Below are 23,950 nucleotides of genomic sequence, written 5' to 3' on the forward strand. Positions count from 1 at the left end.
CTACCGTCGCGTGCAGTAGCAATATTTTAGTCACATCCCCGCAATATGATCGCAATGCGCGTGGGATAGCTTAATCAAGTCCCGCTTGATAAGGACACGGACCAGGAGCCTTTACAAGCCCCCTCACCCATCCCCCCAAAGGTTCCTGGTCCTATTATCTCCCCCTAGAGCCGATCACGCTTAAACAGAATCATTACTTGATTCCGTTTAAGCGTGTGAATCGGCTCGCTTCTTAAAGAATCGATCAGTTTTTGACGTTTCGTTCGAGCACAACGTGTTCAAACTAAACGTCAACTGATCTAATGCGCCATCAGTACCGGAAGACCGGCATTGGCCAGAACGTGTTTGGTGACACCGCCAAGGATCAACTGACGCATTCTGGAGTGGGTGTAAGCACCCATCACCAGCAGATCCGCCCCGATGGATTTACAGTCTTCCAACAACACTTCGCCAACCTGCGAGCCGCCAGGAAGATTGCGGGAATCTGCGCTAACCCCGTGCCATGCCAGATAAGCCACCAGTTCCGCCGCCACTGCCGAGGATGTCTTGTCATTTTCCGCGGTCAGGACGGTGACACTTTCGGCGCGGGTAATAAGCGGTATGGCGGCAGCAACGGCGCACGAGGCTTCGGCGCTGCCATTCCATGAAATGGCGATTTTCTTGCCGATCGTTTCAGGTAAATGCGGCGGTGCGATCAGGACGGGACGTCCTGTTTCAAATATTGCCGCATTGATGGTCATAGCCAACGACGCATCGGACTGCTCGGTTGGTCGTGCGGTGACGACCATATCGACAAGTCGCCCTTTTTCGGCGCACAACACATCCTCGCGCCCCGTCGTTTTAACCAGTAACGCTGAGCCGTTCTCGCCCGCAGGCGGGCTTGCCTGGGTGGCAAGTTCGAAGCGGGCGCGGGCGTCTTCGAACATGGCCTCGGCGCGGGCCGTACGTTCGGTGGCCTCGCGTTCGGCCAACTGTATCATTTCTTCAATGATCGCCGCCGACATTCCCTCGCCCAGAAGGGGCACCGCATCCTTGGGATCAGTGGCAACATGCAAAACATCGACATGAGCGGCCAAATCTCGCCCCAGCAACAAAGCGGCGTCGAGTGCCGTGCGCGATACTTCCGTTCCGTCAATGGGAACCAGAATAGTCTTGATAGACATGGTTATCTCCCTTTTTTCTGGTCAGTGAGATCGTCAAATCCCATATACAGTATGCGCCTTTTTAGCCTTTCGATACAGTGTAAAGCCCAAGCGCTTTCAAGGCTTTATCAAGGGTCGCAGATTTTGCACCCGCACTATCGATGCGATCCCATTCCATGACGCCAAGATCATATGACAGTTGTTGGCATACGACCGCGGCATCGGCGTCCGATGCATTAAATGTACGCTGTGTGACTCGCTCTTCCATCACCTCGGCAGGGGCTTCCAACCACAGGCCATGGAATGCCAAACCCAGATCGTCGGCAATTGCGGCTATGGTTTTTCGTTCTTCAGGATTGGCGAACACCGCGTCGGCAATGACCGAATGACCACCTTTCAAGGTGCTACGCGATTGCTCAAAGACTGCTTGATAGGTGCGATGGCTCATTTGTGGTGAGTAACCCTGCGCATCCAATCGGGATAAGGGATCGACCCCGGCAAGGGTTTTACGAACAACGTCGCTGCGGATAATCCGCGCACCGGGCGCGGCACCGACAAATCCGGCTAATACGCGTGCAAGCCGTGACTTGCCACTGCCCGACAGTCCGCCAACCGCAATCAACATGGGTTTGCCGGGTTGCAGATAGTGCTGCGCCATTTCAAGATACTGGCGGGCTTCCCCGGCCAAGTGCATAGCTTCAACGGAACTTGATTGTGTTCCCGCTGCCGTCGCACTGACGTGAGACCGAATGGAGGCTCGCAATGACAGCAATAAAGGCAGGCATTGCAGGCCATCCGTATCGCCGGTGATGTCCAGATAGCGGTTCAGGACGATATTGGCGAGTGGGCGCTGCCCCCTGTGGTCGAGATCCATCAACAGGAAGGCCAGATCGTAGAAAACATCAATATAGGCGAAGGTATCGTTAAATTCGATGGCGTCAAAAAGGGTCGGTTGATCGTCGATCAGGCAAATGTTTCGTAAGTGAAGATCGCCGTGACAATGTCGCACAAATCCCTCTTTGCCGCGCGTTTTCAACTTTTCCCCGAAAGCTCCCTGCAAGGCCCTCCGTTGCATTTCACAAACGGCTTCAAAAGCGGCGGCATCGAAAATACCGGTCCCGATCAGCGACAAACTGGCGGCATTTCCGGTGATGGTTTCCTGCAAACCCTCAAAGCTGTCAATTTCCGGATGCGGATCGGCTGCTGCGTGAAAATGAGCAATGGTTTCGGCCAGCGTACCCATCAGCTCGGCGTTTAGTTCCATACGATCAAACAGGGTGTCTTCATTGAAGCGGGCCATTTCGACCAGCCACTCGACAATATCCCCCTCGCCACCGATACTTAAGGCACCGCTTTCATCCAGCGTGATCGCGACAACCCCCTTATAGAGCCCCGGGGCGGTGCGTTGGTTGACGGAAACTTCAGCCATGCAGGTGCTGTGGCGCAGCTCCAAAGTTGAAAAATCAAGATAAGGATATTTAATCGCACGCTTCAGTTTATAAGCTTGCGTACCGGCCAGAAAAACCACGGAAATATGGGTCTCGATTTTTTTAACATCATCAACCCCGGCGCCGTAACTGTCCGCCCGGCTAAGAAATTCGATAACCTGCAGCTGGTCGTAAGTCTTCATAACACAATCATATTACTGTGTTTTTTCAATTCCAACCATGTGCCAAGTCAAGAAAGTCTTCTGTTCATTAAGCGCCCAGCCGGAAGCCGACTTTGAGTGTCACCTGATAATATTCAGCCTTGCCGTCGCTGATGTTTCCACGGGTTTCGACAACTTCGAACCAATCCAGATTATGCAGGCTTTCTGACGCCGTGTTGATGGCGTTGTTGATGGCTTCTTCAATGCTGGTTTTTGAACTGCCGACAAGTTCGATCTTTTTATAAACATGATCCGTCATGGTTTTTCCTCACTGTCTGTTTTCGTTTTTACATGTCCCGATACTTTTATATGGGGAGCCTTTCCGGCTCATCAATCCAGATCCAGGCGCCTTTCCTCGACGCCAAGCGGGTCTTCATGAATCAGGACGTCGGCATTGGGAAAGGCATTTTCGACCCTGTACATTACCGCCTCAGAAATACTGTGAGCCTCGCTCAAGGTGATGTCACCATCCATGTCGAGGTGAAACTGGATAAACAAATCCATACCCGACGAGCGTGTCCGTAAATCATGCAACCCCAGGACACCGGGCTGGCCAAGGGCGATCTCGACGATGTGCTCACGGTCTTCGTCGGGTAATTCGGTGTCCATCAACAATTTCAGAGATTGTGAACCGACGTCCCAAGCGCCATGAAAAATATACAACGCAATGGCCACGGCGATCAGCGGGTCGGCGATCAACCAGCCGAATTGTGAGACCAATAATAACGATCCGATAACACCAAAATTGACCAGCACGTCCATCTTGTAATGCATCGAATCGGCCTGGATCGCCACCGATCCGGTTTTTTTGACCACATAACGTTGGAAACCAACCAGAGTTACGGTCAGCGCGATCGATAGCACCATCACCATCAGGCCTATGTCTGTCTGAACGATTTCACGCGGGTGTAAAAGTCGATCACCGGCCTCGAACAGGATAAATAACGCAGACCCGCTGATAAATGCCGCCTGCGCCAACCCGGCCAGTGGTTCGGCCTTGCCATGGCCAAAGCGATGTTCCTCGTCAGCCGGTTGCAAAGCGTGATGGACGGCGTACAGGTTAATCAACGAGGCGCCAACATCGAGAAGCGAATCAATCAGGGTCGACAACAAGGAAAGTGATTCGGTTGCGATCCAGGCGCCGAATTTGAAAACAACCAGAAACATCGCCACCGAGACGGCAGCGTATGTGGCAATTTTCATGAGCCGCGCCACGCCGGGTTCAATAGTGGATGTTTCAGTCGTCATAGGCTTGCTTTAAGGGAACAAAGTTTCAGTCGTCCAGCCATCCTCGTCACGAATATAGAGTATCCGTTCATGGAGCCGGAACGGTTTGTCGGTCCAGAATTCAATGCGCCTGGGAACAACCCGGTATCCAGACCAGAATTCCGGCCGTGGCACATCACCAATATGGAATCTGGCAGTATATTCGGCGACCCGTTTTTCAAGCTCGAAGCGCCCGGGCAAGGCTTGTGATTGTTTGGATGCCCAGGCGCCAATACGGCTGGCCCTTGGACGGGACGCGAAATAGGCATCGGCCTCCTCATCATCAACCAACTGAACCGCCCCCTCGATACGAACCTGACGTTTCAGCGATTTCCAATGGAAACAAAGGGCCGCATTGGGGTTATCCTGAAGTTGCAAGGCCTTGCGACTGCCCAGGTTGGTATAAAAGGTAAAACCATCCGCGCCTGCGTCTTTGAGCAGCACCATACGCGACGACGGCACGCCAGCAGCGTCGGCTGTCGCCAGGCTCATGGCATTGGCGTCATTGGGTTCGGTTTTTTCGGCCTCAGCCATCCATTGCTGGAATAGTTCAATCGGGTCCGGCTGCTTGGTGACAGTCATGGCGTCCTTGCACTATTATTAATTTTAGATTCTAACATAAGATATCGCTCAAGGCTCAAGACATGAAAAGAAAAACTTTTACATCCCTGCTGTTATCTTTTGCCATCCTGTCGGCGTGCGCCGGGGACGGCAGCAATGACGCCGAAAAAATCGGCACCGCCACCGGCGCTGTGCTCGGCACGGTTGTCGGTGCGAAGACCGGCAGCGGCAGTGGCAAAGTCCTGAGCGCCGGTCTGGGCGCCATTTTCGGAGCCTGGCTGGGCAAAATCATCGGCCAGAATCTCGACGACATGGATCAACAACAAGCCAATGACAAAGCCCAGGAAACCATGGAAACGGCGGACGTCGGCCAAACAACCACCTGGACCAACCCTGACACCGGAAATTCCGGCACCTATACACCGACCAGCGCCCGCACCACCGCCAACGGTGAGGATTGTCGTGATTTTGAATCCAGCGTCATCATTGATGGTAAAGAACAAAAAGCCTCGGGTCGGGCCTGTCGTCAGGCTGACGGTACATGGAAAATTGTTGAATGAGAGACCCTTATGACACTTTGGGCGTGCCCCGCAACGCCACTGCCGACGTCATCAAGAAGGCCTACCGCAAACTGGCGCGCCAGCACCATCCCGACAGCGCACCCAACAACCCCAAATCAGAAGACCGCTTCAAGGACTTGTCGACGGCCTATGACATTCTTTCGGACGCCAAAAAGCGTAGCAGTTATGACAGGGGTGAAATTGACGCCATGGGCAATCCGGTCGCGGGCGCACGCATGCACCGATCAGGCAGAGGCGCTGGCCAAGGCCGCTCTCGCAGCCCTTTCGATGATTTTTTCAAACGCCGCAACACCCACCGCAGCAGTGGCCTGAAGGTCGATGGCTCCGATGTTTCCTATTCCCTGAAGGTGGATTTCCTTGATGCCGCATTGGGGTCCAACAAAACCGTCAGCATGACCAACGGCAAACGCCTTGCTGTTTCAATACCGCCGGGCACAAAAAACGCCCAGGTTTTGCGCCTGAAAGGTCAGGGCATGGACGGTATAGGTGGTGGCAAGAGCGGTGACGCCCATGTTGAAATTATCGTCAAGCCAGATGACCTGTATATCCAGGAAGGTAATGACATCCATATGGACCTGCCCATTTCCCTGCCCGAAGCCGTCATTGGCGGCGCCATAGAAGTGCCAACCATTCACGGGGTCGTCAAACTGAACATTCCCGCCGGATCCAACACCGGCACGGTGATGCGTCTTAAGGGCAAGGGGATAGAAAACAAAAAGAAGAAATCAAAGGGCAACCAGTTCGTCACCCTGCAAGTGGTCTTACCGAAAAAGCAGGATAAAGAGCTGACCAGCTTTGTCAAAAAATGGGCCGATAAAAATGAATACGACGTGCGCGGCGTCGGCCTTAAGGCGAAAAACGCCAAAGCGGACTAGGCTTTTTATTGTGAGCAAAAATAATAAACCAAAAACCCTGATTGTCTGCGTCAACCGGCGCCTTGATCCGGGCAGGCCTTCGTGCGCAGCGCGTGGCAGCGAAAAAAACGCAACAGCACTTGAAAAAGGCATTTCAGATCGCGGCATCGATATTGAGGTCGAACGTATCGTTTGCCTGGGTCATTGCGCCGATGGACCGACCATGCGTCTGGCCCCGGGCGGGGCTTTCTTCCATAACACCAAACTGGAGGATATCCCGGGCATCCTTGATGATCTCGAGCTTCAGTGCGCCCGCTCGCGCCAACTGGGCCCGGAAGCCGCGACCACCGCCCCAGCCAGCACCACCGACCAGGACATAAACAACCAAAGCAGAAAAACCGGCACCGCCGATAATGCCCCGTAGATGGTCTGGTAGGTCGGAAAATAAATCAGGTAAATACCGAACAACCAGCGCAATCCTGCGAACGTCAATCCCGCCACCATCCCGCCGCCAAGGGCGTCGCGCCAGGCCACTTTGCGGTTGGGGACGACTTTGTAGAATAATGCAAACCCGAAAATCAGGATCAGCGCCGGAACGAAACGGGTCAACCGCCCAAGAAACCCTGTAAAGGCCTCAACCCCCATCGCCTTGGTCAACGTCAAAATATACGTAGCCAGGGAAAAACTGGCGGCAAGAACAAGCGGGCCGACAATCAACACGCCCGTATAAACAACCATTCTAAGGACAATTGGGCGTGGCTTTTCGACATGAAAAATCAAATTCATCGCGGCAAAAATGGTGTTAATCAGCATGATCGCCGTAACCGCCAGGCCGATGATGCCAAAATTGGTCATTTTTCCGGCATTGGCGAGAAACCCATCGAAGTATGCGGCGAACGTGTCACCGGATTCGGGCATCAAATTGGCAAACACGAATTCCTGAAGTTCAATCCTGAACCCTTCAAGGGCTGGCACCGCTGCAAGAACGGCAAAAACTATCGCCATAAACGGCACCAACGCCAAAAGCGATGTATAACTGAGCGAGGCGGCAACCGTACGGCAGCGCACGTCATGGTAATGACGGGCAATATGGGATAGGTAAGAGCCCAGTAATTTCGTGCGTCGCTTCACTTTATGTTTCACTTCCGCATTTTATACAGGATATGGATTGTCTTAGATTCCCGGATCAGCAACAATAATAAAACCCAATTCATTTAAAACGAGGTTTTACCGATGTCGTCTCCCCAACCACTGATGCAAGGCAAAAAAGGCCTGGTCATGGGTGTCGCCAATGATCGCTCAATCGCCTGGGGAATTGCCAGCGCGCTAAGCGCCCAGGGTGCCGAACTCGCCTTTACCTACCAGGGTGAAGCATTGCTAAAACGAATCACCCCACTGGCCGAAGGTATTGGTTCTGACATCATTCTTGAATGCGATGTCAGTGATATGGCCAGCGTCGATAAAACGTTCGATACCCTAAAGGATAAATGGGGCGAGCTTGATTTCGTCGTTCACGCCATCGCTTATTCTGACAAGGAAGAGCTGAAGGGCAAGTACATCGATACCAGCCGTGATAATTTCAACATGACCATGGATATCTCGTGCTATTCGTTCACCGCCATTTGCCAGCGCGCCGCGCCACTTATGAAAAATGGTGGTTCAATTATTACCTTGACCTATTACGGCGCTGAAAAAGTGATCCCCCACTACAATGTCATGGGCGTCGCCAAGGCGGCACTGGAAGCCAGCGTGCGTTATCTGGCCGAAGATCTGGGCGCCGGTGGTATTCGCGTCAATGGCCTTTCGGCCGGTCCCATGAAAACCCTGGCGGCATCGGGCATTGGTGATTTTCGCTATATCCTGAAATGGAATGAATACAATTCACCGCTAAGACGCAATGTCACCCTTGATGATGTCGGCGGTGCCGGGCTTTATTTGTTAAGCTCACTTTCCAGCGGCGTCACCGGCGAAATTCATCATGTGGATTGCGGTTACAGCACTGTCGGTATGAAGGCCGTCGACGCCCCCGACATTTCAACCGTCTAGTGGATATAATCTGATATGTCCGGCAACACCTTTGGTCAACTTTTCAGCGTTACCAGCTTTGGCGAAAGTCATGGCCCTGCTATCGGCTGCATCATTGACGGCGTTCCGCCACGCATCGCCTTAAGCGAAACCGATATCCAGCCTCACGTCGATAAACGTCGCCCCGGTCAGTCCAAATTCACCACCCAGCGTCAGGAAAGTGACACGGTGGAAATTCTCTCTGGTGTGTTCGAGGGGCAGACCACAGGCTCGCCCATTGCCCTGATGATCAGAAACGAAGATCAACGCTCCAAAGATTACAGTGACATCAAAGACAAGTTCCGCCCCGGCCATGCCGACTTTACCTATTTCAAAAAATTCGGTATTCGCGATTACCGTGGTGGTGGCCGCTCCAGCGCCCGTGAAACAGCCATGCGTGTCGCCGCCGGCGCCATTGCCCGTAAAGTCTTAAACGAAATTCTGGGAGCTCCAGTGGATATCCGTGGCGCCATGGTTCAGATGGGCCCCAACCTGATTGATGGCGAGCAATGGGATTGGGATGAAGTTGATAATAATCCGTTTTTCTGCCCTGACGCGAAAGCGGCGGCGGAATGGGAAATCTACCTGGATAACATCCGCAAGCAAGGCTCTTCTACGGGCGCTGTTATCGAGATTTCAGCAAACGGTATTCCTGCAGGCCTTGGCGAGCCGGTATTCGACAGATTGGACGCCGATATCGCAGGGGCGCTTATGAGCATCCCTGCAGTCAAAGGAGTCGAGATTGGCGCCGGTTTCGCAGCCGCTTCTCTTACCGGTCCGGACAACGCCGATGAAATGCGCGCAGACGAAGACGGGCAACCGATGTTCCTATCCAACAACGCCGGTGGAGTGCTTGGCGGCATTTCATCAGGGCAAGACATCATTGCCCGTTTCGCTGTCAAACCGACAAGCAGTATTTCCATTGCCAGACAATCTGTGAATGAAAATGGTGAAGACGTGGATATCGTCACCAAGGGTCGCCATGACCCTTGCGTCGGTATCCGTGCCGTTCCCGTTGGCGAGGCCATGCTGGCCCTGGTACTCGTCGATCATCTTTTACGTTTCAGGGCCCAGTGCGGACTATAGGATTACAAAACAATGCCCCAACCCGACCACATCGTCAGGATCGACCTGCCGGACGAAAGCTCATTAAATGATGGCTTGAAGAAATACTTCGCCATTTGCATCGATAAACTGGGATTGGTGCCCTACGTTCTGAAATCCCTCATGGGCAACCAGACCAAGTTGTCCAACTTCATTGCCGTGTACAACGAACTGATGCTCAATGAGGAAGATTGCGGGCTTTCAAAACTCGAACGCGAAATGATCGCCGTCATCGTCTCAAGCGCCAACCGCTGTTATTACTGTCTGGTCGCGCATGGTCAGGCTGTGCGGGAGTTATCCGGTGACCCGCAACTGGGCGAGATGATGGCCATGAATTACCGGGTCGCCGAACTGAGCGACCGCCAACGCACCATGCTGGATTTTGCCTGGAAATTGACAAAGACCCCACATGACATTTCAGAATCCGACCGGCAGGGTCTCCGCGATGTTGAATTTTCCGATCAGGATATTTTCGATATCACCGATGTGGTTGGCTTTTTTAACTACACCAACCGGCTCGCCCATGGCCTGGACATGATGCCCAACCCGGATTATCACGCCATGAGTCGCTAGAGCCGATCACACTTAAACGGTATCATTACTTGATTCAGTTTAAGTGTGTGAATCGGCTCGCTTTTTAAAAAATCGATCAGTTTTTCACGTTTCGTTTGAACACAACGTGTTCAAACGAAACGTGAACTGATCTAGTAATCTTCCCAGCTTTCGTATTTGTCGTCCTTTTTCGTCTCTTCCAGGTCATCAAAGGTGCCGGGCTTGGCGGCTTCGCCTTCCTTCATGTCGTGCATATCACTGTCCTGCCACTCGGTATCACCATCGCCGTCGCCATGATGAACGTAGGCTTCCTGTTGGAAAAAGCTTTCCTCTCCATCTTCATCCTGGAGATTATCCTCGCGATCCTGTTGATCGGCAGGCTCGGTCTCGTCACTACTTGAAAGCAAACCGTAAAGAAAAACCATGGCATCGGCCCTTCTTCTGAAAAAACCAACAAGACGGTTGGGGCGGCGGTTATTTTTCCTGCCTGATTTCTTACGCCTGGATTTTTTGCTCTTTTTCTTAACAAACGCGGCGGCTCTTTCTATACGGTTTTCTTTTACTTTGCCAAGCAACTGCCTGATGGTGGCTTTCATAACTGGCAAGCGTTCATCGCTGGCGTCTTCGGGGATCAGTTTTTCAAGAAAAGCCGTCAGTTTGCCCAAAACCGGCATGTCCCGTTCGCGGGTGAAAATCGTACGGATAATAGCGTCCGTTTGTTGTTTCAATTGGGCCGGTGTTTTGCACGCCGAAACAACAGCCAGCAACCCGGTTTCCTGATCTTCAAACAGGGCCTGCCAATCCGTCGTGCCATCGCTGGTTGACGGCCAGTCGCTTTTTTTTGCAATCGCCACCATTCAGATTTTCCGCTTTCACTCGTTTTTGCCCGCTCACAGTATAAAAGTACAATTTCGAAAGCTGCACAGTGATGGAGATCACAGAACATAATTGATATGGTAGCAGCGATCGGGGCAGGAAACGTACTAACAAGGGGGGTTAGTTTAAAATGAAGCTCAATCTGGGCTGCGATCGTGATGTCATATGTTCTTGAACACCTGGGCGCTGATCCACAGGTGTTCCTGGGAATCATGAAGGAGTTGTACCGTATTTGTGCACCCGACGCGCATATCATCATCACCGTTCCCCATCCGCGGCATGATCATTATCTTTGCGACCCAACCCATGTCCGCCCGGTTCTTCCCGAAATTCTCAATCTTTTTTCCAAGACTCTGAACCGCCAGTGGAAGGAAATGGGATTGGCCAACACGCCGCTTGGGCTTTATCTGGATGTCGATTTTCATCTTGAAAAGATCGAGGTGGTGTTAGCGAGTGGGTTCAGAAGGAAGTCATCGCCGGTAACCTCACCGAGAACGACGTCGCCCACTTGGCAAAAACCCAGAACAACATCATTCAGGCCATGCCCATGACTTTGCGGGCGTTAAAAACGTGATTTAGAGAACAGAAAAATGTATCAGCCATCACATTTTCAGGAACAACGCATCCCGGTGATGCACGACCTTATGCGTGCGCACCCTTTTGCCACACTCATCAGCAACGGAAGCGACGGCTTGTCGGCAGACCACATCCCGCTGCTTGTTCACGATGACGGTAGCGAGTGCGGCGTCTTGCGCGGTCACATCGCTAAGGCAAACCCGCTGACCAAAAACATTGATCTGTCCGGGGACGTCTTAGCCGCCTTTCAGGGGCCCCACCATTACATCACACCAGCGTGGTATCCATCGAAGAAGGAACACGGGAAAGTCGTTCCAACCTGGAACTACGCCATCGTACATGCCCATGGATCCATACGATTTATCGAGGATGCGAACTGGTTGCTTGATCAGGTCACATCCCTGACATCCCAACAGGAAGCAGGGCAGGAACAGCCATGGGCTGTCAGCGATGCCCCGACGAATTACATAGAATTAATGCTAAAGGCCATCATTAGCCTGGAAATTCCAATCAACCGCCTGCACGGCAAGTGGAAAGTCAGCCAGAACCGGCCCGAAGCCGATCAGGAAGGCGTTGCCCAGGGGCTTAAAGATAAGGCAACCACCCCTGCCCTTCAGTTGGCAGATTTATCGCCGGATTAAATTTTTTCACAAATTAATTATTTTCTTTAAAATTAATAACTTAGCAGTAATTACATTTAATTTATGTGTTAAATTTTTATTTGACATTATTTTTTGTGTATTTATAATATGTTCTAACAATCAATTAGTGTGAATAAGAGTTAACCGCGCCATGAATACAGAGCCTGAACAGATCGAACTGGAAGAAGCTGACGTTGAAACCGTCGCCCACTGGCTTGCGACTGGCGAAGCCTTGCTGGTTGATGTGCGTGAAACATCGGAATTTGAGCAAGAGCACATCCCCGGGGCCATGCTGGTGCCGCTTTCCATGCTTGATGCCGACACCTTCCCGCGTATCACCATCAAGAAGCTGGTTCTCCATTGCGCCATCGGCAAACGGTCCGCCGCCGCCGCCAAACAATTGATCAAGGCCGGGCATGTTCCGCCTATTAATATGACCGGCGGCATGAAGGCCTGGCGCGAAGCCGGGCTTGAAACGGAAATTTTCGATCTGCCCCCTGCCCCGCCGGAACAAAAGCCGGTGCTGGTCAGCGACTGCATCAAGCCATCGGAAGTTCCACCGGGTTCGGTATTGCTGGACGAGTTCATCAAGCCGCTTGAACTAACCACAGATGAGCTGTCACAGGATATCGGTCTGCCACACAGCCATGTCATGGCAATCGTCGAGGGTGGTCGCGCCATTGACGCCGATACCGCCTTCAGGCTGGCGCGTTATTTCTCAACCACCGAGGAATTCTGGCTACACCTGCAAATGGCTTATGATCTGGAGCAGGCAAAACGCCTCTCAGGTGATGAAATCGCCCGCACCATCACACCCCGCAAATTCAAGGGCTCATTGAACAGTATTTCAATCGCCCTTTAATTAACGTCATCAGATCAAACAGCCATCAAAGGTAGTCATTTGGTGGTTGATAATTTGATCGATTCAAAATGCTAGGGCAACTTATCTGCCCTAACTTAAGGGCAGGTTGCACTACAAGCACCGCAGATCAGGAATTCCCGGTTACCTTCCGGACCCTTGATTGGGCTTTCGGTGACGCCCATAACGGTCCAGCCGGCAAGGCTTTCCAGCCAGTTTTGAATTTTTTCGCAAACTTCCCTGTGCAATTCCGGTTCACGCACCACCCCGCCCTTACCGACCCTGCCCTTGCCAACCTCGAACTGAGGCTTGATCAGGGCGATCAGGTGGGCGCCCGGTGCGGCCAGCGACAGGGCCGCAGGCAACACCGTCTGCAAGCCGATAAAACTGGCATCACAGACGATCAAATCTATGGGATCGGAAATTTGTTCAGCGGTTATGTAACGAGCATTGGTGCGCTCCAATACCTCGACTGCCGGGTTCTGGCGAATTTTCCAGGCCAACTGGCCGTGGCCGACATCAACGGCGTAAACCTTTTTCGCTCCGCCAACCAATAAAACATCCGTAAAACCGCCCGTCGAAGCACCGACATCCAAACAGATCAGACCATCCGGACTGATGTCAAAATGCTCCAGCCCTTTTGACAATTTCAACCCGCCGCGCGAAACCCAGGGATGGTCCTGGCCTTTCACTTCAAGGGGCAAATCTGCGCTCACTTTTTGGCCGGCCTTATCAAGGCGGCGGGTTTCAGAATATACCTTGCCTGCCATGATCAACCCTTGCGCCTTGGCGCGGCTTTCCACCAACCCACGATCAACGAGGACCTGATCAAGCCTGGGTTTGTCTGCTTTAGCCATCGTTGGCAAACAACAAGGCGTCAAGACCGCGCACCAGACCTTTTACGTCAACCGACATTTTCGCCGCCAGCAAGGTTCCTGAAACATAAGGTTCGGCGCTTTGCCCGGCTTCATGAACGACGCTCAAGCGTTCACCTTCCATGCCGAAGACAGCCTCGCAGCGCAATTTGTAACCGGGAAGGCGAACAGAGTGGACTTGCACTCCATTGATATTGGCGCCGCGGGTTTCCGCCGGGCCATGCAGACTTTCAATGGCAAGGGCCTGTTTCGGTTTTTGCACATCTCCCAGTTTTTCGGCTAACTCGCGAGCGGTGCCGCTGGGCACATCTTCTTTTTCAGCCCAGGCGAAATCGAGAACTTCAAACTGCGGAATATGCTGGGCCGCGATGAGTGCCAGATGCTGCATCATCGTCGCCGTCACACTGAAATTGCCGCCACCAACAACACCGACGCCTTTTTCTTCGGCTTTGGCGGCGATGTCATCATAATCCGCCGCCGTCATTCCCGATGAACCGACGACAACAGCAATCCCGCGCTCGATGGCGTACAGCACATGATCCTTGACCGGCCCGGCACCCGTGTAATCGATTAAAACATCAGTTGGTGTTTGAAGTGCCTCGGCGAGGGTTGCACAAATCGTGACGCCGCCCATATCCTTGCCCGCAGCGCTACGCGCGACGGCACCGACAAGCTCGAAGGTATCGTCCCGCAGGATGCCCTGGGTTACAGCAGAGCCCGTCCAGCCGGTCGCACCGGCGACACAAACCCGAATACTCATAACGTTCTCCCGTTGATACTTAGATTCAGGCTTCGGCCAACCCGGTTTTTTCGTCCGTCCGGCCAAGCGCCTTCAAGACTGTCTCGACAATAGCCGGAGCGGTCAGGCCCGCGTCTTCATATTGTTTGTCCGGGCTATCGTGATGGATCAGTTGATCGGGCAATGTCATCGGTCGAATTTTAACGCCGCGATCGAGCAGCCCTTGTTCGGCCATATACGAAATAACATGAGCGCCAAAACCGCCGGGGGATCCTTCTTCGATTGTGATCAACACCTCATGACGGCTAGCCAAATCCCTGATCAATGTCTGATCCAGCGGTTTGGCGAAACGGGCGTCAGCTACGGTTGTTGAGTAGCCCCTTGCGGCCAGTTCATCAGCGGCCTTGAGGGCTTCCTGCAAACGCCCGCCAAGGCTCAGAATGGCGACCACGCCGCCCTCGCGGAGGATACGACCTTTACCGATTTCCAGCACTTCACCTTTTTCAGGCATTTCGACGCCAGTGCCATTACCGCGCGGATAGCGTACAGCCGAGGGCCCATCATCTATTTTCGCTGCCGTCGCCGTCATATGCATCAATTCTGCCTCATCGGACGGGGCCATGACGACGATATCGGGCAAGCAACACAGATATGCCAGATCGAAAACACCTGCGTGGGTGGCCCCGTCAGCACCGACGAGCCCGGCCCTGTCGATGGCGAAGCGAACAGGCAGCTTTTGCAATACAACATCATGAACAAGCTGATCATAGCCGCGTTGCAGGAAGGTCGAATAAATGGCCGCAAACGGTTTATAGCCCTGACTGGCCATACCGGCGGCAAAGGTCACAGCGTGCTGTTCAGCGATACCAACATCAAAACAACGCTCGGGGTATGCCTCACCAAACATGTCTAGACCGGTGCCCGATGGCATGGCGGCGGTGATCGCGGTGATTTTCTCATCAACGGCGGCCTCGGCAATCAGGGCCTTGGCGAAAACCTTGGTATAGGACGGTGTATTGGCGGTGCTTTTTTCAAGCTCGCCGGTAACCAGATCAAACTTGGAAACGCCGTGATATTTGTCAGCAGATTCCTCTGCCGGTCCGTAGCCATGGCCTTTTTGGGTAACCACATGCAACAACACTGGTCCCTTTTCCTTGTCGTCCCGCAAGTTTTTCAAAACCGGCAACAGGTGATCAAGGTTATGGCCATCAATAGGGCCGACATAAAAGAAACCCATTTCCTCGAACAGGGTGCCACCGGTTACCATGCCACGGGCATATTCCTCTGCCCGCCGGGCTGCTTCTTCAATGGGGCGTGGGAACTTTTTCGACATTTCCTTGGCGAAATGGCGGATCGACCGGTAAGACTTCGATGAAATCAAACGCGACAGATAGGCGCTCATGGCGCCTACCGGCGGGGCGATGGACATATCGTTATCGTTAAGAATAACAATCAGACGTGAGTCCATGGAACCGGCATTGTTCATAGCCTCATAGGCCATTCCGGCGCTCATCGCGCCATCACCAATGACGGCAATGACATTGTTGTCTTCGCCCTTGAAATCACGGGCAACAGCCATCCCTAGGGCGGCAGAAATAGAGGTTGAGCTGTGACCCGCGCCGAACGGGTCGTAGATGCTTTCACTGCGATTGGTAAAGCCCGACAGACCCCCACCCTGGCGCAAGGACAGCATCTGTTCGCGCCGACCGGTAAGGATCTTGTGCGGATAACACTGGTGCCCGACATCCCATATCAACCGGTCATCAGGGGTGTCAAAAACATGATGCAGGGCGACCGTCAGCTCGACGACGCCAAGGCTGGCGCCCAGATGGCCACCCGTAATGGAGACAACGCGGATCGTGTCCTGGCGCAGTTCATCGGCCAGTTGGCTCAGTTTTTCGTTGGAAAAATCCCTGATATCGGCGGGTTTTGAGACAGTATCCAACAACGGTGTGTTATTTTTATTACTCACGTTTTACCTATCAAGCCCGGCGCTTTATGACAAACGCCGCTAATTCCCTTAAAGGGTCTGCCTTTTCACCGAAAAGATCAAGATGTTCGCACGCCTGGGCGACCAGCAATTCTGCCTGTTCGCGGGCGCGCTCCACTCCAAGCAGGGAAACGAACGTCGCTTTTCCAGCTTCTTCATCCTTGCCGGTCTTTTTGCCGACAGTCTTCTCGTCCCCTTCAACATCCAGTAAATCATCGGCTATCTGAAAGGCTAATCCCAGGTCATGGGCGTAGGCATGGAGGGCGTGTCTGGCGCCATCGGTAGCCTTGCCAAGAATGGCCCCGGCTTCACAGGCAACGGCGATCAGCATACCGGTCTTCATTCTTTGCAAGCGTGTGATTTCGGGCATGTTGAGGGTTTCGGTTTCGGCGATCAGATCAAGCATTTGACCACCGACCATCCCTTCGGAACCGGCGGCCCGCGCCAATGCTATCACCAGATCAGAGCGGACATGGGGATCGGGGTGCGTCTCATCACCGGCCAACACTTCAAAGGCCTTGGTCAGCAACGCGTCCCCGGCAAGGATCGCCGTGGCTTCACCAAATTTGATATGACAAGTCGGCTGACCGCGCCTGAGCTCATCATCATCCATGGCCGGCAGGTCGTCGTGAACCAGCGAATAACAATGCACCATCTCAATGGCGGCGGCGACGCGCAGTGCTCGCTGTGATTCAACATTAAACAGCCCGGCGGCGGCCAGGCTCAGGAAAGGGCGTATCCGTTTGCCACCGTCAAGAACAGCGTAGCGCATGGCCTCGACAAGTTCCGCTTCCGGATCGTCATGCATTTTCAGCAGCCGCTCCAGGGTAAGGTTTACCGCGTCGGCCGACGTGCTAAGGGTTGTTTGAAAATCGCTCACAGTCTTAATCCAGGTCAGCCGGTTCCAGTTCCGGTTCCCCGTCAACTCCCAGGACAACCTTCTCAACGCGTTGCTGCGCTTGCTTCAACTTGGCTTCGCAATGGTTTTTCAGGTGGGCGCCCCGCTCGTAAGCCTTGATCGACGCGTCAAGTTCACCAGAGCCTTCTTCGAGCTGGCGGACAATATCTTCAAGTTGTTCAAGGGCGTCCTCGAAACTCAACTTGGCGATGTCGGAAGGAATGCTGTTTTTTGCCATAACCCGCTTACCTTATATCAACGGCCATTAATTCACCAACGTGCAAAGCCACGCAAGCGGCCAGAGCATCGAGGTCATAGCCTCCCTCAAGCACTGAGACAACCCTGTTTTCACAAACCTCGGCTGCCACTTCGAGCAATTGCCTGCTGACCCAGGCGAAATCATCATCCTGTAACTGAAGTTGCGCCAGTGGATCACGCAAATGAGCGTCAAAACCGGCCGAAATCATCAATAACTGGGGTTTCCAGTCCCTGAGTGCTGGCAGAATTCGATCCGTGTAGGCTTTGCGGAAAATATCCGAGCCGCTACCCGGATCCAGTTCAACATTAATGATGTTTTTATTGAGACCGTGTTCCATCTCCGCACCGGTTCCCGGATAAGCTGGCGATTGGTGAGAAGATACGTAGAGAAAATCCCTGTATCGCTCAAACGACGCCTGGGTGCCATTGCCGTGATGAACGTCGAAATCAACGACGGCAACCCGTTCGATCCCATGAACGTCTCTGGCCTGAAGAGCGCCAATGGCAATGTTGTTAAACAAGCAAAATCCCATGGCCTGGGACGGTTCGGCGTGGTGCCCTGGTGGGCGTAAAGCGCAAAAGGCGTTGGTTGCCTGACCACCGATGACCGCGTCAACCGCAGCACAGACCCCGCCCGCGGCGCGTAATGCAGCCTCGCCACTTTTTGGCGACATGGCGGTATCCGGGTCGAGGTGAAAGAGGCCACTTTCGGGGACGTTCTCAAAAACCTTCTCGACATAATAGGCGGCATGAATCCGCTCAATCTGTGCCAGCGAAGCCTTTGGCGCAGAGACCCTGACGAGATTGTCAAAGGCTTCAGCCTCAAGGGCTTTAAGGACCGCGCGCAACCGGCCGGGTTGTTCCGGGTGGTGCGCACCCGGATCGTGTTCAACACACACAGGATGGCTATAAAGGGATGTGCTCATGCCCTATTGTGAGCGAAACAACGGGGCCTTGCCAACGATCTTGTGTAACGTTCACGCGGCATTGAACGAGAAATGGTTGAAACCGGCGCACATTAGGCTAAAACTGTCGCCGGTTTTATATGTCTAAAGCTTTAAGGAACGATCTTGATCCATTTAAAAATACCAAAGCTTATTTCCGGCCTTTTGTCGGGCCTCCTGCTGGTCAGCACACCTGTCCTGGCCGAGGACGCCACCCTGGTCGGTGTCGATGCAGTCAGGACCGAACCACTGAATCAGACCGTACCGGTGATTGGCCGTCTGATTGCCGACCACGGCGGGGTCATTGCCGCGCGCATTTCAGGCCCTGTCGGCGAGATGATTTTCAAGGTTGGCGACAGGGTTGAGAAGGGTGACGTGATTGCCGTCCTGGTCGATGATGCCCTGCATTGGAGATACCAGTTAAGCAAAGCCGAGGCGAAAGAAGCCGAAGCCGCCCTGCAAACGGCCAAGGCGGCATATGATCTAAGGGTCCAGGAACAAAAACGCCTGAACAGGCTTAAAGAATCAGCGGCCTTTTCAGAAGCCCGCCTGGCCGATAAAAAACTTGAAGTAACCAGTGCAAAAAGCGCCATGGCTGAATCAGAAGCCGCGCTGGTGCGCAGCCACGCCAATCAGAAACTGGCCGAAATCAATCTCTACAATACCAAGGTCAGGGCCCCCTTTGCCGGTGTCATATCCAAACGCCACACCGACGTCGGGGCTTACGTCGATGTGGGAAGCCCGGTCGTCGATCTGATCGATGATCGCCACCTGGAAATCGAAGCCAGTGTCCCGGCCATCAGAATTCAGGGCCTGACCCCCGGAACCGTTGTTTCGTTTATCCTGGAAGGGGAGCCGTCGGACGACAAGACGAGACTGCCAGCAACTGTCAGGGCCGTCATCCCCGATGAAAACCCGTTGACCCGCACCCGCATGGTTCGCTTCAGCACCAACTTCAGTATGTCCAAACGCAATTTGGCGACAAACCAAAGTGTCTTGTTAGCCCTACCCGCCGGACAGGAGAGTTCTGTCGTCACCGTGCATAAAGATGCCGTGATCAGCCGCAAGGGCAAGGACATCGTCTTTGTTGTCGAAGACGGGGAGGCCAATATCCGTCCCCTTAAATTGGGCGAAGCCATTGGTCCCCGCTTTGTTGTTCTGGCAGGTTTGAAAAATGCCGACATCGTTGTCATTCGCGGCAATGAACGCCTGCGCCCGGGACAGAAAGTGCATCACCAATGAACCTGATTAAAATTGCCATCGAACGCCCGATTGCGGTTATGGCCGCTGTTCTGATGATCATCATGTTCGGGCTGGTGTCGTTGAAGACCATTCCCATTCAGTTAACGCCCGATGTCCGCAAGCCGGTAATCACGGTGCGCACCAACTGGGCCGGTGCGGCGCCTGCCGAAATCGAGCGTGAAATCGTCAACCGCCAGGAAGAAGTTTTGCGTGGCCTTGAAGGCCTTGACGAAATGTCGAGCCGGGCACGCGATGGCCGCGGTTCGATCTCGCTGGAATTTTCCAATACCCAGGACATGGACAAAGCCCTGCTGTTGGTTGCCAACCGTCTTGACCGGGTCGGTGACTATCCCGACGAAGCCAATCAGCCGACGCTCGATACCGCTGGCAGCGAAGACCGACCGATCGCCTGGTTCACCCTGTCACGCACCGGTGACAATGATCGGGACATCCATACTTATGGCGATTATATCGAAGATGTTATCCAGGACCGCCTTGAACGGGTGGCCGGGGTCGCCCGCGTTAATGTTTACGGTGGCACCAAACGGCAAATGGAAGTCATCGTCGATCCGGCTAAAATGGCCCGTTACGGGCTGACCGTTCCGCAGGTTGTCAATTCACTGGCAGCCGCAAATTCATCGGTTTCCGCAGGTGATATCGAAGAAGGCAAACGCCGTTACGTGGTCCGCACAGAAGGCGACCTGACATCTATCAAACATATCGAGGACGTGGTTGTCAGAAGCATCGGCGACCCGCTTTCGGGTGGCGTCGCCCGTGTCACCATCGGTGATATCGCCACGGTCGGCTTCGGCTACAAGAAAGCGACGGCGACGATCCGCCGTCAGGGTGAACAAGCTATCGCCATGAACACAGTGCGCGAAACAGGCGCCAACGTTATTGATACCATGGCCGGCATTCGCGCAGCCGTTGATGAACTCAACGAATTCTCGCTACCGGCTGAGCAACTAGCCCTTGACCAGGTGTATGATGAAACCGTCTATATCAATTCGGCTATCGATCTGGTCCAGCAGAATATTTACATCGGTGGCACCCTGGCCGCACTGGTCCTGTTCCTGTTCCTGCGTTCAGGTTCAGCGACGCTGATTGTTTCACTGGCCATTCCGGTTTCGGTGGTCGGTTCGTTCGTCGCCATGGCGGCCATGGGGCGCTCCATTAATGTTATCTCGCTGGCCGGTATCGCCTTCGCCGTCGGCATGGTCGTTGATGCGGCTATTGTCGTGCTGGAAAACATCTATCGATTAAGACAAGAGGGTAAATCCGCCTCCGTCGCGGCGTATCTGGGCGCCCAACAGGTTTGGGGGGCGGTCCTGGTGTCGGCGCTGACCACGGTGCTTGTGTTTATGCCGATCCTGATCATGAAACTGGAAATTGGCCAGTTGTTCCGGGATATCGCTGTCGCCATTTCCGTTGCTGTGACCTTGTCACTGATTGTCGCTGTCACTCTTATTCCTGCACTTTCAAATCGTCTGCTTCGGAAAGATCCGTCGAAAAATATCACCCGGCGGCTGCCCATTATTGACGATGTGGCGCGCTGGTTTACCGAAAGGGCCGTTGCCTTTACCCACGCCGTCGTCCACAACAAGATCCTCGCCCTGGGAACCATCATCGTCCTTTCGGGTTCGGCCATCGCTTTTTCTGTACTGTTTTTGCCCAAACTTGAATACCTTCCCGAAGGCAATCGCAATCTGGTTATTGGCGTGCTTCTGCCACCACCCGGTTACAACCTGACAACGGCCGCAAGCATCGCCGAGGATGTCGAGGCCGCTGTGCGCCCGTTATGGGAATCGGAAACCGGACCGGTATCCGAACCCGGGCAACCGCCCAAGATCAAGAATTTCTTCTTCGTGGCCCGTTCATCAACAACCTTCGTTGGCGCCAGCGCCGTCGACCCAACACGGGTTGCCGAGTTGATCCCGGTCTTAAGGGAGCCCGTCTTCAAGGAACCGGGTACCTTCGGGTTTATTACCCAGCCTTCATTATTCGGCCGCGCCATCGGCAGTGGCAGGTCTATTGATGTTGATATATCCGGCCCGGACCTTGAGCAGGTTCTGGAGATTGCCTTAAAAGGAACCGGCATCATTTCCAAACTGCTGCCACGAGAAGAAGGCAACCAGTTACGCCCGAAACCGGGATTGGAACTGGGTGCGCCTGAGGTACGCGTGTACCCCGATCCGGTTCGTCTCGCCGACAATGGCGTTTCAGCACGGGAATTCAGCCAGACCCTTGATGCTTTTAATGACGATTTACGGGTTGCCGAGATTACCATTGGCGGCAAACGCGTTGACCTGGCCCTGAGAGGGCCGCAGAACAGGATCACAGCAACGCAGGGCATTGGTAATTTGCCCGTCGTTACACGCTCCGGCGATATCATTCCCGTCAGTTCGCTTGCCGAAGTTCGGGTGACATCCGGCCCGACGGAAATCCGCCATAAGGAACGCGAACGCACGGTTACCCTGGAAGTTCGTCCGGCTCCGGATATTCCTCTTGAACTGGCCATGGAAATTCTCACCGAAAAGGTCATTACCCCCCTGCGTGAGGCAGGGCTTCCGCCAGGCGTCAAGATCGACCTTTCAGGAACCGCTGACAAACTGACAGAGGCATGGGATAACATGGTCTTGAACCTGATTATCGCCGTGCTGATCGTTTACCTGGTGATGGCGGTTCTTTTTGAAAGCTTCATTTACCCGCTGATCATCATGTTGTCAGTTCCGCTGGCGACGGCGGGTGGTGTTGGCGGCTTGGTTATTCTCAACCTGTTTTCACCCCATCAGCTGGATATGTTGACCTTACTGGGCTTTGTCATTCTGGTCGGTATCGTCGTCAACAACGCCATCCTGCTGGTTCACCAAACCCTCTATCACCATCGAAACGAGGGTATGAATTTCGAGGCCTCACTGATTGCCGCGACCCGCAACCGGATCAGGCCAATTTTTATGTCGACGCTGACAAGTGTCTTCGGCATGTTGCCTCTGGTCGTCTTCCCCGGTGCCGGTTCGGAACTGTATAGCGGCCTGGGGTCGGTTGTTGTTGGCGGTCTGGCGTTATCAGCCCTGCTAACATTGGCCATCATCCCGCCAATGATGTCACTGGTTTCAAATTTTGCCGAAAACAGCCACAAGGCTCAAGGCGAACCGGTCAGTGCTGAATAAATTTAAGAGACGACCTCAAGACGAATGATGAAGACGTCTTCCTGCTTTTCGCAGCCGAGGAATTGATGACCCGTATTGTCGCAAAAAATCTCGAAATCCTGAGGCGCATCTGAATCCGTCGCCAGAATCTCAAGCGTGTCGCCGGGGATCATTTCCTTGACAGCCCTATTGGCCCTGAGAATAGGAACCGGGCATCCCAGACCCTTTACATCCAAAACAGTCGTGTCAGCCATTCTCATCCCTGTTATCAAGTGTTCTTGGTTAAAATTCCCGTATTACACATACAGCAAGCTGCTTCCACAATCATCCCCTAGGGGCTTAATTAAGCAGAGAATCGTTTAATTGCTTGTGTGCACTGCAGCATTTATTTTGGGCTGCAAGTCCCATTTTTCATTTCAAAGATGACGCTTTGCGCACATTAAATCCATGTGAGTTGATCTTGAAAAACACAATAAAAGCTTATCAAAAAATCTCATCTCATTGATAGATATGTACTCATTTACGCTTCTGTAATCTTTTTAAAATTTCTGATTGGACCGAACTTATGCTTCTGGCTTTATGCTGCATCGCAGCATAATTTCGCGATTTTATTCTGGTCGGGCTCGCGTATATTATGTAGGCTTAATTTAGTGAATTCTTTTACTAACTTAATAATGATCGGTAAGTTTTATTCACAAGCTCTCGAGATTGATTTTTTGGGGGAATAAATAATTTTATTGTTTGCTGAGGAGCACCACAATGAGCGAGACAGAACACCAAGTGATTGATCTGGAGCGGATACAAGATAATGCAAGGCGCGCCAGCACCCTGCTTAAATCCATGAGCAATCAACATCGGTTAATGATTCTATGCCAATTGGTGCCCGGCGAGAAATGCGTTGGCGAGCTGGAAAAAATCGTCGGACTCAGCCAGTCCGCCCTGTCCCAACATCTTGCCCGTCTACGTCGTGACAACCTTGTCTCGACCCGTCGTGAAGCACAGACCATTCACTATTCATTATCGGGGGAGGAAGCCAGCGCGGTTATCGAGACCCTGTACGGCCTGTACTGCGGAACCGAAGCGGTGCTGACCTACGACGACGAGAACAAGGCCTCCATGGCCGTCTAATCG

At 53.3% G+C, this 23,950-nt stretch carries 25 protein-coding genes; 11 read left to right on the forward strand and 14 right to left on the reverse strand.

What is annotated here, in order from left to right; translation table 11 throughout:
• Positions 1-299: 299 nt before the first annotated feature.
• The 5 genes from HOL66_07890 to pdxH form a co-directional block, all read right to left on the reverse strand.
• On the reverse strand, positions 300-1,163 hold the full coding sequence (locus tag HOL66_07890; GenBank protein ID MBT5244151.1) for a universal stress protein: 864 nt from the start codon (positions 1,161-1,163) through the stop codon (positions 300-302).
• 61 nt (positions 1,164-1,224) lie between these two features.
• Positions 1,225-2,772: an AAA family ATPase gene (locus HOL66_07895; protein MBT5244152.1), complete on the reverse strand. Its 1,548-nt coding sequence runs from the start codon at positions 2,770-2,772 to the stop codon at positions 1,225-1,227.
• Positions 2,773-2,839: 67 nt separating this feature from the next.
• On the reverse strand, positions 2,840-3,049 hold the full coding sequence (locus tag HOL66_07900; protein MBT5244153.1) for a dodecin domain-containing protein: 210 nt from the start codon (positions 3,047-3,049) through the stop codon (positions 2,840-2,842).
• Between the two features lie 71 nt (positions 3,050-3,120).
• The gene (locus HOL66_07905; GenBank protein ID MBT5244154.1) at positions 3,121-4,038 is read right to left on the reverse strand and encodes a cation diffusion facilitator family transporter; all 918 of its coding nucleotides are present in this window, start codon (positions 4,036-4,038) and stop codon (positions 3,121-3,123) included.
• Positions 4,039-4,047: 9 nt separating this feature from the next.
• On the reverse strand, positions 4,048-4,638 hold the full coding sequence (pdxH, locus tag HOL66_07910) for a pyridoxamine 5'-phosphate oxidase (GenBank protein ID MBT5244155.1): 591 nt from the start codon (positions 4,636-4,638) through the stop codon (positions 4,048-4,050).
• A gap of 62 nt (positions 4,639-4,700) precedes the next feature.
• Between pdxH and HOL66_07915 the strand changes: the two genes are divergently transcribed.
• Positions 4,701-5,177 (forward strand): hypothetical protein, encoded by a 477-nt coding sequence (locus HOL66_07915; GenBank protein ID MBT5244156.1) that lies wholly within the window; start codon positions 4,701-4,703, stop codon positions 5,175-5,177.
• Positions 5,174-6,073 (forward strand): DnaJ domain-containing protein, encoded by a 900-nt coding sequence (locus tag HOL66_07920; GenBank protein MBT5244157.1) that lies wholly within the window; start codon positions 5,174-5,176, stop codon positions 6,071-6,073. Before HOL66_07915 ends, HOL66_07920 begins: the two co-directional genes overlap by 4 nt.
• A 282-nt stretch (positions 6,074-6,355) precedes the next feature.
• Here the strand turns inward: HOL66_07920 and HOL66_07925 are convergent, their stop codons facing one another.
• Positions 6,356-7,183, reverse strand: coding sequence for a YihY family inner membrane protein (locus tag HOL66_07925; protein ID MBT5244158.1), 828 nt, complete (start codon positions 7,181-7,183; stop codon positions 6,356-6,358).
• A 102-nt stretch (positions 7,184-7,285) separates the two neighbouring features.
• Here HOL66_07925 and fabI point away from each other — a divergent pair, with 102 nt between their 5' ends.
• Genes fabI through HOL66_07940 form a run of 3 tightly spaced genes read left to right on the forward strand, consistent with a single transcriptional unit; the run spans position 7,286 to position 9,793 of the window.
• Positions 7,286-8,098, forward strand: a complete 813-nt coding sequence (gene fabI / locus HOL66_07930; protein MBT5244159.1) for an enoyl-ACP reductase FabI — start codon at positions 7,286-7,288, stop codon at positions 8,096-8,098.
• Positions 8,099-8,113: 15 nt separating this feature from the next.
• Positions 8,114-9,202, forward strand: coding sequence for a chorismate synthase (aroC, locus tag HOL66_07935; GenBank protein MBT5244160.1), 1,089 nt, complete (start codon positions 8,114-8,116; stop codon positions 9,200-9,202).
• Positions 9,203-9,214: 12 nt separating this feature from the next.
• Positions 9,215-9,793 carry a peroxidase-related enzyme gene (locus tag HOL66_07940; GenBank protein ID MBT5244161.1) on the forward strand — a complete coding sequence of 193 codons (579 nt, stop codon included), beginning with the start codon at positions 9,215-9,217 and terminating at the stop codon, positions 9,791-9,793.
• Between the two features lie 131 nt (positions 9,794-9,924).
• Here the strand turns inward: HOL66_07940 and HOL66_07945 are convergent, their stop codons facing one another.
• A complete protein-coding gene (locus tag HOL66_07945) occupies positions 9,925-10,629 on the reverse strand; it encodes a hypothetical protein (protein ID MBT5244162.1) in 705 nt (234 codons plus the stop codon).
• A gap of 174 nt (positions 10,630-10,803) precedes the next feature.
• Here HOL66_07945 and HOL66_07950 point away from each other — a divergent pair, with 174 nt between their 5' ends.
• The 3 genes from HOL66_07950 to HOL66_07960 all read left to right on the forward strand — a co-directional run bounded on the left by HOL66_07950 (position 10,804) and on the right by HOL66_07960 (position 12,727).
• A complete protein-coding gene (locus HOL66_07950; GenBank protein ID MBT5244163.1) occupies positions 10,804-11,199 on the forward strand; it encodes a hypothetical protein in 396 nt (131 codons plus the stop codon).
• A gap of 39 nt (positions 11,200-11,238) precedes the next feature.
• Complete coding sequence (locus tag HOL66_07955; protein ID MBT5244164.1) at positions 11,239-11,865, forward strand: FMN-binding negative transcriptional regulator; 627 nt, start codon at positions 11,239-11,241, stop codon at positions 11,863-11,865.
• A 445-nt stretch (positions 11,866-12,310) separates the two neighbouring features.
• Positions 12,311-12,727 (forward strand): HigA family addiction module antidote protein, encoded by a 417-nt coding sequence (locus tag HOL66_07960; GenBank protein ID MBT5244165.1) that lies wholly within the window; start codon positions 12,311-12,313, stop codon positions 12,725-12,727.
• Between the two features lie 95 nt (positions 12,728-12,822).
• Here HOL66_07960 and HOL66_07965 read toward each other — a convergent pair whose 3' ends face one another.
• The 6 genes from HOL66_07965 to HOL66_07990 form a co-directional block, all read right to left on the reverse strand.
• Entirely contained in the window at positions 12,823-13,581 is a 759-nt protein-coding gene (locus HOL66_07965; GenBank protein MBT5244166.1) for a TlyA family RNA methyltransferase, read from the reverse strand.
• On the reverse strand, positions 13,574-14,359 hold the full coding sequence (gene dapB / locus HOL66_07970; GenBank protein MBT5244167.1) for a 4-hydroxy-tetrahydrodipicolinate reductase: 786 nt from the start codon (positions 14,357-14,359) through the stop codon (positions 13,574-13,576). Before dapB ends, HOL66_07965 begins: the two co-directional genes overlap by 8 nt.
• 25 nt (positions 14,360-14,384) lie before the next feature.
• Positions 14,385-16,310 (reverse strand): 1-deoxy-D-xylulose-5-phosphate synthase, encoded by a 1,926-nt coding sequence (locus tag HOL66_07975; GenBank protein ID MBT5244168.1) that lies wholly within the window; start codon positions 16,308-16,310, stop codon positions 14,385-14,387.
• Between the two features lie 10 nt (positions 16,311-16,320).
• Positions 16,321-17,136 carry a polyprenyl synthetase family protein gene (locus HOL66_07980; GenBank protein MBT5244169.1) on the reverse strand — a complete coding sequence of 272 codons (816 nt, stop codon included), beginning with the start codon at positions 17,134-17,136 and terminating at the stop codon, positions 16,321-16,323.
• 76 nt (positions 17,137-17,212) lie between these two features.
• Complete coding sequence (locus HOL66_07985; protein ID MBT5244170.1) at positions 17,213-17,464, reverse strand: exodeoxyribonuclease VII small subunit; 252 nt, start codon at positions 17,462-17,464, stop codon at positions 17,213-17,215.
• Positions 17,465-17,471: 7 nt separating this feature from the next.
• Entirely contained in the window at positions 17,472-18,410 is a 939-nt protein-coding gene (locus tag HOL66_07990) for a histone deacetylase family protein (GenBank protein MBT5244171.1), read from the reverse strand.
• Positions 18,411-18,554: 144 nt separating this feature from the next.
• Between HOL66_07990 and HOL66_07995 the strand changes: the two genes are divergently transcribed.
• Together HOL66_07995 and HOL66_08000 are read left to right on the forward strand one after the other, a co-directional pair.
• Positions 18,555-19,670, forward strand: coding sequence for an efflux RND transporter periplasmic adaptor subunit (locus HOL66_07995; GenBank protein ID MBT5244172.1), 1,116 nt, complete (start codon positions 18,555-18,557; stop codon positions 19,668-19,670).
• Entirely contained in the window at positions 19,667-22,840 is a 3,174-nt protein-coding gene (locus tag HOL66_08000) for an efflux RND transporter permease subunit (protein ID MBT5244173.1), read from the forward strand. The genes HOL66_07995 and HOL66_08000 overlap by 4 nt, the downstream gene beginning before the upstream one ends.
• A 2-nt stretch (positions 22,841-22,842) precedes the next feature.
• Here the strand turns inward: HOL66_08000 and HOL66_08005 are convergent, their stop codons facing one another.
• Positions 22,843-23,073 (reverse strand): sulfurtransferase TusA family protein, encoded by a 231-nt coding sequence (locus tag HOL66_08005; protein ID MBT5244174.1) that lies wholly within the window; start codon positions 23,071-23,073, stop codon positions 22,843-22,845.
• A 529-nt stretch (positions 23,074-23,602) separates the two neighbouring features.
• Here HOL66_08005 and HOL66_08010 point away from each other — a divergent pair.
• Positions 23,603-23,947 (forward strand): helix-turn-helix transcriptional regulator, encoded by a 345-nt coding sequence (locus tag HOL66_08010; protein MBT5244175.1) that lies wholly within the window; start codon positions 23,603-23,605, stop codon positions 23,945-23,947.
• Positions 23,948-23,950 lie beyond the last annotated feature (3 nt).

The organism is Rhodospirillaceae bacterium (assembly GCA_018662005.1).
Classification (GTDB): Bacteria; Pseudomonadota; Alphaproteobacteria; order Rhodospirillales; family JABHCV01; genus JACNJU01.

What these genes read in the sequence shown, in the direction of transcription:
- HOL66_07890 (MBT5244151.1), bottom strand. Translation starts at nt 1,163, where the DNA reads ATGTCTATCAAGACTATTCTGGTTCCCATTGACGGAACGGAAGTATCG.
- HOL66_07895 (MBT5244152.1), bottom strand. Translation starts at nt 2,772, where the DNA reads ATGAAGACTTACGACCAGCTGCAGGTTATCGAATTTCTTAGCCGGGCG.
- HOL66_07900 (MBT5244153.1), bottom strand. Translation starts at nt 3,049, where the DNA reads ATGACGGATCATGTTTATAAAAAGATCGAACTTGTCGGCAGTTCAAAA.
- HOL66_07905 (MBT5244154.1), bottom strand. Translation starts at nt 4,038, where the DNA reads ATGACGACTGAAACATCCACTATTGAACCCGGCGTGGCGCGGCTCATG.
- pdxH (MBT5244155.1), bottom strand. Translation starts at nt 4,638, where the DNA reads ATGACTGTCACCAAGCAGCCGGACCCGATTGAACTATTCCAGCAATGG.
- HOL66_07915 (MBT5244156.1), top strand. Translation starts at nt 4,701, where the DNA reads ATGAAAAGAAAAACTTTTACATCCCTGCTGTTATCTTTTGCCATCCTG.
- HOL66_07920 (MBT5244157.1), top strand. Translation starts at nt 5,174, where the DNA reads ATGAGAGACCCTTATGACACTTTGGGCGTGCCCCGCAACGCCACTGCC.
- fabI (MBT5244159.1), top strand. Translation starts at nt 7,286, where the DNA reads ATGTCGTCTCCCCAACCACTGATGCAAGGCAAAAAAGGCCTGGTCATG.
- aroC (MBT5244160.1), top strand. Translation starts at nt 8,114, where the DNA reads ATGTCCGGCAACACCTTTGGTCAACTTTTCAGCGTTACCAGCTTTGGC.
- HOL66_07940 (MBT5244161.1), top strand. Translation starts at nt 9,215, where the DNA reads ATGCCCCAACCCGACCACATCGTCAGGATCGACCTGCCGGACGAAAGC.
- HOL66_07945 (MBT5244162.1), bottom strand. Translation starts at nt 10,629, where the DNA reads ATGGTGGCGATTGCAAAAAAAAGCGACTGGCCGTCAACCAGCGATGGC.
- HOL66_07955 (MBT5244164.1), top strand. Translation starts at nt 11,239, where the DNA reads ATGTATCAGCCATCACATTTTCAGGAACAACGCATCCCGGTGATGCAC.
- HOL66_07960 (MBT5244165.1), top strand. Translation starts at nt 12,311, where the DNA reads ATGAAGGCCTGGCGCGAAGCCGGGCTTGAAACGGAAATTTTCGATCTG.
- HOL66_07965 (MBT5244166.1), bottom strand. Translation starts at nt 13,581, where the DNA reads ATGGCTAAAGCAGACAAACCCAGGCTTGATCAGGTCCTCGTTGATCGT.
- dapB (MBT5244167.1), bottom strand. Translation starts at nt 14,359, where the DNA reads ATGAGTATTCGGGTTTGTGTCGCCGGTGCGACCGGCTGGACGGGCTCT.
- HOL66_07980 (MBT5244169.1), bottom strand. Translation starts at nt 17,136, where the DNA reads ATGCATGACGATCCGGAAGCGGAACTTGTCGAGGCCATGCGCTACGCT.
- HOL66_07985 (MBT5244170.1), bottom strand. Translation starts at nt 17,464, where the DNA reads ATGGCAAAAAACAGCATTCCTTCCGACATCGCCAAGTTGAGTTTCGAG.
- HOL66_07990 (MBT5244171.1), bottom strand. Translation starts at nt 18,410, where the DNA reads ATGAGCACATCCCTTTATAGCCATCCTGTGTGTGTTGAACACGATCCG.
- HOL66_08000 (MBT5244173.1), top strand. Translation starts at nt 19,667, where the DNA reads ATGAACCTGATTAAAATTGCCATCGAACGCCCGATTGCGGTTATGGCC.
- HOL66_08005 (MBT5244174.1), bottom strand. Translation starts at nt 23,073, where the DNA reads ATGGCTGACACGACTGTTTTGGATGTAAAGGGTCTGGGATGCCCGGTT.